At 64.3% G+C, this 9,655-nt stretch carries 10 protein-coding genes; 7 read left to right on the plus strand and 3 right to left on the minus strand.

Annotated features, from left to right (window positions below; translation table 11 throughout):
• Window positions 1-15 precede the first annotated feature (15 nt).
• Window positions 16-1,422, plus strand: a complete 1,407-nt coding sequence (gene lpdA, locus NKJ64_RS26895; protein WP_023826884.1) for a dihydrolipoyl dehydrogenase — start codon at window positions 16-18, stop codon at window positions 1,420-1,422.
• A gap of 847 nt (window positions 1,423-2,269) precedes the next feature.
• On the opposite strand, the gene NKJ64_RS26900 is transcribed toward lpdA, so the two are convergent.
• A complete protein-coding gene (locus NKJ64_RS26900; protein WP_023826885.1) occupies window positions 2,270-3,331 on the minus strand; it encodes a TraB/GumN family protein in 1,062 nt (353 codons plus the stop codon).
• A 73-nt stretch (window positions 3,332-3,404) separates the two neighbouring features.
• Window positions 3,405-4,343: a tyrosine recombinase XerC gene (locus tag NKJ64_RS26905; RefSeq protein WP_023755636.1), complete on the minus strand. Its 939-nt coding sequence runs from the start codon at window positions 4,341-4,343 to the stop codon at window positions 3,405-3,407.
• A gap of 118 nt (window positions 4,344-4,461) precedes the next feature.
• On the opposite strand from NKJ64_RS26905, the gene rimM reads away from it, so the two are divergent.
• Together rimM and trmD are read left to right on the plus strand one after the other, a co-directional pair.
• On the plus strand, window positions 4,462-5,061 hold the full coding sequence (gene rimM, locus NKJ64_RS26910) for a ribosome maturation factor RimM (protein ID WP_023732892.1): 600 nt from the start codon (window positions 4,462-4,464) through the stop codon (window positions 5,059-5,061).
• Complete coding sequence (gene trmD, locus NKJ64_RS26915; RefSeq protein WP_352463608.1) at window positions 5,058-5,756, plus strand: tRNA (guanosine(37)-N1)-methyltransferase TrmD; 699 nt, start codon at window positions 5,058-5,060, stop codon at window positions 5,754-5,756. The genes rimM and trmD overlap by 4 nt, the downstream gene beginning before the upstream one ends.
• Here the strand turns inward: trmD and NKJ64_RS26920 are convergent.
• Window positions 5,738-6,490, minus strand: a complete 753-nt coding sequence (locus NKJ64_RS26920; protein ID WP_023683874.1) for a sulfite exporter TauE/SafE family protein — start codon at window positions 6,488-6,490, stop codon at window positions 5,738-5,740. The two genes, trmD and NKJ64_RS26920, sit on opposite strands and share 19 nt — an antisense overlap.
• 326 nt (window positions 6,491-6,816) lie before the next feature.
• Here NKJ64_RS26920 and rplS point away from each other — a divergent pair, with 326 nt between their 5' ends.
• The 4 genes from rplS to NKJ64_RS26940 all read left to right on the plus strand — a co-directional run bounded on the left by rplS (window position 6,817) and on the right by NKJ64_RS26940 (window position 9,496).
• Window positions 6,817-7,377: a 50S ribosomal protein L19 gene (gene rplS, locus NKJ64_RS26925; protein WP_352463609.1), complete on the plus strand. Its 561-nt coding sequence runs from the start codon at window positions 6,817-6,819 to the stop codon at window positions 7,375-7,377.
• 157 nt (window positions 7,378-7,534) lie between these two features.
• The gene (locus tag NKJ64_RS26930; protein ID WP_352463610.1) at window positions 7,535-7,963 is read left to right on the plus strand and encodes an organic hydroperoxide resistance protein; all 429 of its coding nucleotides are present in this window, start codon (window positions 7,535-7,537) and stop codon (window positions 7,961-7,963) included.
• Window positions 7,960-8,457, plus strand: coding sequence for a MarR family winged helix-turn-helix transcriptional regulator (locus tag NKJ64_RS26935; RefSeq protein WP_352463611.1), 498 nt, complete (start codon window positions 7,960-7,962; stop codon window positions 8,455-8,457). Before NKJ64_RS26930 ends, NKJ64_RS26935 begins: the two co-directional genes overlap by 4 nt.
• Window positions 8,458-8,695: 238 nt before the next feature.
• Window positions 8,696-9,496 (plus strand): transporter substrate-binding domain-containing protein, encoded by an 801-nt coding sequence (locus tag NKJ64_RS26940; protein WP_023687705.1) that lies wholly within the window; start codon window positions 8,696-8,698, stop codon window positions 9,494-9,496.
• Window positions 9,497-9,655: the final 159 nt, after the last annotated feature.

The raw sequence follows: 9,655 nt of genomic DNA on the forward strand, positions 1-9,655 counted from the left end.
CTAAGGGAAACGAACATGGCTTATGATGTCGTTATCATCGGGTCGGGACCGGGCGGCTATGTCTGTGCCATCAAGGCGGCACAGCTCGGGCTCAAGGTCGCGGTGGTCGAGAAGAACGCCACTTTCGGCGGCACCTGCCTGAACATCGGCTGCATCCCATCCAAGGCGCTGCTTTATGCCTCGGAGATGTTCGCCGAGGCCGGCCATTCCTTCGATGGGCTGGGCGTCGAGATACCGGCGCCGAAACTCAATCTGAAGAAGATGATGGCGCACAAGGACGCGACCGTTTCGGCCAACGTCAATGGCGTCGCCTTCCTGTTCAAGAAAAACAAGATCGATAGTTTCCGTGGCACCGGGAAGGTGGTTGCGGCCGGCAAGGTGTTGGTGACGGCTGAGGACGGCAAGGTCGAGGAGATCGAGACGAAAAATATCGTTATTGCCACGGGCTCCGATGTCGCCGGCATTCCCGGCGTCAAGGTCGACATCGACGAGAAGGTGATCGTATCGTCGACCGGCGCGCTGTCGCTGGAGAAAGTGCCTGGCCATCTGGTGGTGGTCGGCGGCGGCGTCATCGGGCTGGAGCTCGGCTCGGTCTGGGCGCGGCTCGGCGCCAAGGTCACCGTGGTTGAATTCCTCGACACCATCCTCGGCGGCATGGACGGCGAGGTTTCCAAGCAGTTCCAACGCCTGCTTTCGAAGCAGGGTTTCGAGTTCAAGCTCGGCGCCAAGGTGACCGGCGTTGCCAAGGCCAAGAAGGGCGCGACCGTCACCTTCGAACCGGTCAAGGGCGGGGCGGCCGAGACCATCGAGGCCGACGCGGTGCTGATCTCGACCGGACGCCGCGCATATTCGGACAGCCTTGGACTGAAGGAAGCCGGCGTCGAGGTCGACGAGCGCGGCCGGGTCAAGACCGACGGGCATCTCAGGACCAACGTGGCCGGCATCTACGCCATTGGCGACGTCATCGCCGGGCCGATGCTGGCGCACAAGGCCGAGGATGAAGGCGTGGCGGTGGCCGAGACCATTGCCGGCCAGGCCGGCCATGTGAATTACGACGTCATTCCGAGCGTCGTCTACACCAGCCCGGAAATCGCTTCGGTCGGCAAGACAGAGGAAGAGCTGAGGAAGGCCGGCATCGACTACAAGATGGGCAAATTCCCGTTCACCGCCAACGGCCGCGCGCGCGCCATGCTGCACACGGACGGCTTCGTGAAGATCCTCGCCGACAAAGCCAGCGACCGCGTGCTCGGCGTCCACATTGTCGGCTTCGGCGCCGGCGAGATGATCCATGAGGCGGCGGTGCTGATGGAGTTCGGCGGCTCCTCGGAAGACCTCGCCCGCACCTGCCACGCGCATCCGACAATGTCGGAAGCGGTCAAGGAAGCGGCGCTGGCGACGTTCTTCAAGCCGATCCATATTTAAGGAAACGCTGGAGGGACAGCACCCCCCTGTGGCCTGCCGGCCATCTCCCCCTCAAGGGGGGAGATTGGACTTCACCGCCGCGTCGCGAGCTTTCAAGTTTCTCACGTTTCTAACCCGGCGCTGTTCGTGAGACAGCCGATCTCCCCCTTGAGGAGAGATGTCCGGCAGCACAGAGGGGCGGTGAAGAAATCGCGACGCTCGCTGATAGGCACCCAAACAAAACGGCCCGCTTTTCAGCGGGCCGTTCTTGGCTGGAATCAAGATGCCAGATCAGTTGGCCAGATTACGGGCTCGGCGCCGGAGCGGGCGCGGGCGCCGGGGCTGGCGCAGGAGCCGGTGCGGGCGCAGGGGCTGGTGCGGGAGCCGGTTCGGCGGGCTTCATCGGCTCAGCCGGTGCAGGTGCGGGCGCCGGTGTGCTGGCTGCCGGCGGCTCTGCGGGCGCAGGATGTTCGCCGCTTCTGCCGAAAACATAGTACGCGACAATCGCAAGGATGACGACGACCAGCGCAATCAGCCAGCCGCTGCCACCACCCGACCTGGGCGCTGGATCGTTAGGGTTCGCCATAAAAGTGTCCTCCGTGGATGAAAAGCATCAATCAACACCCCTCAACGCGCAACCGTTGAACGGGTTCATACTAGGCCTTCAAATTGACGAACGCAGGAAAATTCTGATTCGCAACCGCTTGTTGGCCTGTATTTCCCCCGCAAAATCAATCACGAACGAGGTAGAACGAGCTTAGCTGGCCTTTTCCGCCAAAAATAGGGCCAACCACCTTCGCTTTGCGAATCAGTTGCGCACCGGACAGAGCCGGGCCTTACCTGATTCGGTATTCAAGACGGGTGCCGCTCAGTCGACGGCGATGACGGTATAGCCGGCTTTGCGAAAATCCTCGACCAGGCCTTCGGGGCCGGGAAGATGCATGGCGCCGACGGCCATGAAGGCGTTGCCCTTGGCCAGGATAGGTGCGGCATGGTCGGCCATGACCTTGTTGCGGTCGGTGATCATCGTCTGGTCGAATTCGGCGTAACCTGCGTCCTCGTCGTCGGGCGAGATCGAACGTAACAGCGGCCAGAAGGTGCCGGTATCGCCGCGCTGGTAAAGCACGATCATGGTTTCGTTGATGTCGTTGATCTTGTCGCCGAGCTTCAGGGTTTCGACCAGCCCCTTGATGTGGAACGCAAGCGGCAGCGAGGCCATGGCGTGCAGCTGGCTGGCGGCGGTCTCCAACCCTTCCACCGGCTTGCCCAAGGCCTTGGCGTCCTGCGCCAGCTTGACGTCCAGAACCGGTGCGCCGCCTGCCTGACGGGCGACCTCACAGACCGGCAGCGCGACCATGGCCGACAGCAGCCACGGCTTCATCTTGGAGACGCTCGCCGGCGGAATGCCGCGCGCATCGAGCCCTTTGTTCACCACCGCCGCATCCTCCGGCGACAACAGCGACGACAACGTCGTGTTGTCGGTGAACATCATCAGCTCGGGTTCCTTGAGCATGGCCTCCATCATCTTCTGCTTGTCGAGCACGTCGGTGGTCTCGATGATGATGGTGCCCGCAGCGTCATAGGCTTTCCTGGCTGCCGGCGGCAGAGTGGTCACGCGCGGGTCGGTCATGTGCATGGTGCCGAACAGGAAGGACGGCTTTTCGCCTGATTTCTCCAACTTCCACAACAGGCCCTTGCCGTTCAGCGTCGCTGCTGCTTCCGTCTCGATCCTGGCATAGGCGGCGGGGTCTTCCTTCTGCAGGGCCGATAGCAGATCGGCGCCGGCGCAGGCCGGGGCTTCGGCATGCGCCTTGCCCATGGCAAGCAGCAGCGCGACGAGAAAAGACAGGAATAACAGGGCGTTGAGCGCGACGAGCAGCTTCAGCGACACAAGGGCCGCGCGGTCGGCGATGGCAAGGGCGCTTTTCATGGTGCGGTTCTAGGACTGAAAAGCGGCGAAACGGTTAACCGGCGTGGGGAAATTGTCCTGGACTTATACAGTGTCACGCGCGGGGATGGGCAGATTCGTAGATCTCGAGCAGCCTTGCCGTGTCGACGCCGGTATAGACCTGCGTCGTCGACAGACTGGCGTGGCCGAGCAGTTCCTGGATGGTGCGCAGGTCGCCGCCGCGCCCGAGCAGATGGGTGGCGAAGGAATGGCGCAACGCGTGCGGCGTCGCGGTGTCGGGCAGGTTCAGCGCCGAGCGCAGCCTGGCCATGTCGCGCTGGACGATGGCCGGGTTGAGCGGCCCGCCCCGGGCGCCGCGAAACAGCAGGCCCTTGGGATCGGGATGGTAGGGACACAGTTTTCGGTATTCGGCGATTGCCCTGAGCGCCACCGGCAGCACCGGCACCAGCCGTGTCTTGCCACCCTTGCCGGTGACGCGCAGCACGGTGTCGGCTTCCGATGCCAGGTCGGCGGCGCTGAGGCCCAGCGCTTCGGAAATGCGCAGGCCCGATCCATAAAGCAGCGTCAGCACGGCGGCGTTGCGGGCGGCGATCCAGGGCTCTTCAGCCAGCTGGCCTTCCACCGACACGACATGTTTGGCATCGCTGGCGGTCAGCGGCTTGGGCAGCGATTTCGGCTGGCGCGGCGCGCGCAACGCAGCGGCACCGGCGGCATTGGCGAGACCGCGCCGTTCGAGGAAGCGCAGCAGCGAGCGGATGCCGGCGAGGCCGCGTCCGAGCGTGCGGGCGCCGGCGCCGGCGTTGCGCCGCGCGGCAAGAAAGCCGCGCAGATCGGCCGGGCGCAGAGTGGCGATGTCGGAAAGACCAGGCGAGCCGCCGCAATGCCCTGTGAGGAAATGCAGGAACTGGCGCGTGTCGCGCTCATAGGCTTCGACGGTCGCCGGCGCCAGCCGGCGCTCGCGCGCCAGCATCTTCAGCCAGCTTTCGCGCGCTGCCTGGAGGTCGGGTTTTGCCGGGATGAGAAATTCCTGCATGCCGCCATTGTCAGGCAGCCGGGTTAGGAAGCGGTGAAGAACCTGTCATTGAAATGGCCACGGGCGATCATTGAAATGACGCCGGTAGGGCGTTAGAGCAGGGCAAAGGATATCAGCCATGTCGAAGCCCCAGAACCCCGTGCAAATGGCCGTGATCGGCGCCGCCCACGGCATCAAGGGCGAATTGCGGGTGAAGACTTTCACTGGCGAGCCGATGGCGCTGGCCGATTATGGGCCGCTCTATGCCAAGGACGGCCGCGCCTTCCAGATCATCGACATCAGGCCCGCCAACACCGTCGTGGTGGTGCGCTTCAAGGGCATTGCCGACCGCAACGCCGCCGAGGCGCTGGCCGGAACCGAGCTGTTCGTCGACCGCTCGATGCTCCCCGACGATGGCGAGGAGGACGAATTCTACCACGCCGATCTCGTCGGACTTGAAGTCCGCGACGATAAGGACGCGGTCATCGGCAAGGTGGTGGCGGTGCATAATTTCGGCGGCGGCGACATTCTCGACGTTACCCTCGGCGGGCGCAAAGGCGTGCTGATCCCGTTCACCCAGGCCGCCGTGCCTCAGGTTTCGATCGCCGAAGGTTTTCTCCGCGTCGACCCGGCAGCCGCCGGCCTTGTCGAGGATGAGGATGGCGACGCGCCGCGCGAAGAAGATTTCGACGCGAAGGGCCGACCGCGCGGGCCGCGCGAAGCCGGAGGCAACCGGTGACGTTCAAGGCGTCGGTGCTGACGCTCTATCCCGAGATGTTTCCGGGCGGGCTAGGCCTGTCGCTGGCCGGACGGGCGCTCGAAGTCGGGACATGGTCGCTGGAAGCTATCCAGATCCGCGACTTCGCCAGCGATCGCCATCACACCGTCGACGACACGCCGGCCGGCGGTGGCGCCGGCATGGTGATGCGCGCCGATGTGCTGGCCAAGGCGATCGACCACACCTCGCCGTCCGGCGATCCGCGGCCGCGTTTGCTGATGAGCCCGCGTGGAAAGCCGCTGACGCAGGCGCACGTGCGCGAACTGGCTGGCGGGCCAGGCGCCGTCATCGTTTGCGGCCGGTTCGAGGGCGTCGACCAGCGGCTGATCGAGGCGCGTGGACTGGAAGAGGTCTCCATCGGCGATTTCATCCTGTCGGGCGGCGAGCCGGCGGCGCTCGTACTGCTCGACGCCGTTGTGCGGCTGTTGCCCGGCGTCATGGGCAATGCGGTGTCGGGCGAGGAAGAAAGTTTCGAGAACGGCCTGCTCGAACACCCGCATTACACGCGGCCACAGGAGTTCGAAGGCCGCCCCATCCCCGACGTGCTGGTCTCCGGTAATCACAAGAAGATCGCCGCGTGGCGGCGCGCCGAGTCCGAGAAGCTGACCAGGGAGCGCCGGCCGGATTTGCTCGCCGCTCAGCCCTTGGCAAAATAGTAGACGGCGAGAAACAGGCCGACGGCGATGACGAAGCCGCGTACTGCGTTTTGCGGCACGCGCTTGGCGATCCAGACGCCGGCATAGCCGCCGAGCGCGCCGCCGGGGATCATGACGATTGCCTGAGGCCAGGCAACAACGCCGCCGGAAACGAAGACCAGTATGGCAACGGCGGCGATGACCACGGCCAGCATGTTCTTCAGCGCGTTCAGCCGGTGATAGTCGCCGGATTGCGTCAGGCCGAGCGTCGCCAGCATCATGACGCCCATGCCGGCGCCGAAGAAGCCGCCATAGATGGCGGTAGCGAACTGCGCCAGCGAACCGGCCAGAGAGCCGACCGTGGCTTCATGCCCAGGCTTCGGCGTTGGTTTCAGCCACGGCCCGGCGGCGAACAAGGCGGTTGCGGCCAGCAGCAGCCACGGCACGAGGGCGCGGAACGACGGATTTGAGAGCGCCAGCAGGATGAGCGCACCAGCCAGCGCGCCCAAAGCCGAGATCAGGCAAAGCAGCAGCGCGCCGCGCCAGAAATGCTTGATGTCGGTCCAGTAAGCCAGCGTCGAGGTGATGTAACCGGGAAACTGCGTCACCGAGGACGTGGCGTTGGCGACGATCGGCGGCAGGCCGGCCAGCGTCATGGCGCCGAAGGTTATGAAGGTGCCGCCGCCGGCAACCGCGTTGACGGCGCCTGACAGAAAACCCGCGAGGAAGAGCAGGACTGCGTCGAAAACAGACATTGTGAGGCCGCCGGACAAGTGTGCTGCTCCCGGATTAGGAAGCTTGAAGGGCCGGCGCAACCCTGCACTGGACGATTGCGTGGTGGCATGCGACCAAAAAAGACAGGGCCAAGGCGTGACAAGTCAGTGAAATAGCTGTATGTGCCCGCCCGTACTGGCGAGAAAAATCTCCCGGACCCGTCAACAATGACGGTGTAGTCGCCCCTGCCCAATGTTTCGAAGACAAGATGTCTCGAGGACAAAGGGCATAGCCGAGCGGTCAATGGAACTGCAAGGCGAGTGTCGGACGCTCTGACTGTCGGAAGAACAAGAAGTGGACTATTGAGATGGATATCATCCGTCAGCTCGAGGCCGAACAGGCCGCCAAGATCGAAGCCAAGCGCAAGCTTCCCGAGTTTCAGCCCGGCGACACCGTGCGCGTCCAGGTCCGCGTGACCGAAGGCACCCGCACCCGCGTCCAGGCCTATGAGGGCGTCGTCATCGCCCGCGCCGGCGCCGGCTTCCAGGAAAATTTCACCGTCCGCAAGATCTCCTACGGCGAAGGCGTCGAGCGCGTTTTCCCGGTCTACTCGCCGATGGTCGAAGGCGTCGAGATCGTGCGCCGCGGCAAGGTGCGCCGCGCCAAGCTCTATTATTTGCGCGACCGTCGCGGCAAGTCGGCCCGTATTTCGGAAAACACCGGCGTGCGCGCCCGCAAGCTCAACGATGAGGAACGCGACGCGCTGAACGCCGAGAAGGCCCGCATCGAAGCCGAGAAAGTTGCCGCTGCCCAGGCGCTGGCAGCCGAGAAGGCCGCGCAGGAAGCCGCCGAGAAGAAGGCGGCCGACGAAGCCGCCAAGGCCGCCCACGAGGCCGCAAAGGCCGCGGAAGCGACCCCGGCCGAATAAGACCTCGACCAAGGATGTTGAGAAGGCGGCTTCGGCCGCCTTTTTTCGTTTTACCAGACTGTGAACGATTGCCGGTCGAGAGTTCGGCCACGGCTGTTGACTCAGATTATCCTGTACACTAAATAATCGTATACAAATGAAAACGGAGAGAACTGATATGGCACTCTACACCACACAGGCTCGCGTCACCGGCGGCCGCGCCGGGCATGGCGAGACCAGCGACGGCCTGCTCAAGGTCGACCTCGCTCTACCGAAGGAACTCGGTGGACCGGGTGGCGCCACCAATCCCGAGCAGCTTTTCGCGGTCGGTTATGCCGCCTGCTTCGAAAGCGCCATCCGCTTCGTTGCGCGCAAGCAGAAGCTGCCGTTGACCGATGCGTCGGTGACCTCCACCGTCAGCCTGCTTCCCCATGGCGAGGGCTTCAAACTCGGTGTCGCGCTCACTGCGGAGACGAAAGGCCTTGATCAGGCGGCGGCGGAAGCGCTTGTATCGGCTGCGCACCAGATTTGCCCCTATTCCAATGCGATCAAGGGCAATATCGAGGTGGCGCTTTCGACAGTGGCGCTTCCGGCAAAGGCAGCATGACGACCAAGACCGAAACGAGAGTCACAGAAGTCCCGGCGGACACCGCCGGGACGATTGCCGTTCCGCGCCTCGACCAGCAGCTGTGTTTCGCGCTCTATTCGGCGAGCGGGCTGATGACCAAGCTCTATCGGCCGCTGCTTGACCCGCTCGGCCTGACCTATCCGCAATATTTGGCGATGCTGGCGCTGTGGCAGCATGCGCCGAGCACGGTCGGCGAACTCGGCGAGGCGCTGGGGCTGGATTCGGCGACATTGACGCCGCTGCTCAAGCGGATGGAAGCGGCTGGTCTCGTCACCCGCCGTCGCGATCCAGCCGACGAGCGCCGCGTGCTGGTCGAACCGACTGCCAAGGGTCAGGCGCTGCGCGCCCGCATCAAGGACGTATCCGCAGGTCTTGCCTGCGCCATGCCGCTCGAAGCTGAAGAGCTGAAGTCGCTGCACCGGACCTTGACTGGATTTGCCGCCAAGTTGCGCAACGCGACGTCACCGTCCTGACTCGTCGTTTGACGGATTTCCTTGTGTCCGTGAGAGGCCTGGTTTGCCGTCGCGGGATCACGGAATAAATTCCGACCGCGGGGCGTTCTAAAACCGCGTTGGTTGAAGGCATTGGAATCCGCTTTCACCGGACGCTGAGCACCGGACCGGCTTGCAAGCCGTCTGCGGACGGCTAAAGTCGCGCCTGGATTTTCATGCGAGCCCGGCTGCAAGCGGGCTTCTCATCCTGGAGCGTGTCATGACCAAATCGAAGCTGCTGCTGGCCGCCCTCGCGGCCTGTTTCCTCGCGCCCGTCGCTGCATGGGCGGCCGATGCGCTGCCCGATCTCGGCGGCAAGAAGGTCGTGGTGGTGACGGAAAACGCCTATCCGCCGCTGCAGTTCATCGACGCCAAGACCGGCAAGCAGATCGGCTGGGAATATGACGCGATGGACGAAATCGCCAAGCGGCTGAACTTCAAGGTGGAGTACCAGAACACCTCCTGGGACGCGATGATCCAGGCGGTTTCCGACAACCAGTACAACATTGGCATGACCGGCATCACCATCAAGGACGACCGAAAGGAGAAGGTCGATTTCTCCGACCCCTATATGCGTTCGGAGCAGTTCATGCTGGTGCGCGCCGATGAAAGCCGCTTCACCGACGCCAAGACCTTCGCCGCCTTCAAGGACGGGTTGATCGGCGCGCAGGCCGGAACGACGCCGTTCTACACCGCCGTCTACAGCGTGCTCGACGGCAATGAGCAGAACCCGCGCATCAAGCAGTTCGAGACCTTCGGCGCTTCGGTGCAGGCACTGAAATCCGGCGACGTCGATGTCGTCCTGACCGACGGCACCGCCGGCAAAGGCTATGTCGATGCCTCCGGCGGCAAGCTCAAGCTGATCGGCGGCCCGCTCGGCACCGAGGATTTTGGCTTCATCTTCCCGAAAGGCTCGGACCTGGTGAAACCGGTCAACGCGGCGATCGCGGCGCTGAAGGCCGACGGCACGATCGAGGCGCTGAACAAGAAGTGGTTTCTCGACTACAAGATGGGGCAGTGATGTCCGACTCCTTACCCTCCCCCTTGTGGGGAGGGTCGATCCGCGAAGCGGAGCGGGGTGGGGGTGCCAGCGCCGGGGGGGTGTGGGGGGGGGCGGGGGGGGGGGGGGGGGGGGGGGGGGGGGGGGGGGGGGGGGGGGGGGGGGGGGGGGGGGGGGGGG

The sequence above is a fragment of the Mesorhizobium sp. M0062 genome (genome assembly GCF_040323125.1).
Taxonomy (GTDB): Bacteria; Pseudomonadota; Alphaproteobacteria; order Rhizobiales; family Rhizobiaceae; genus Mesorhizobium.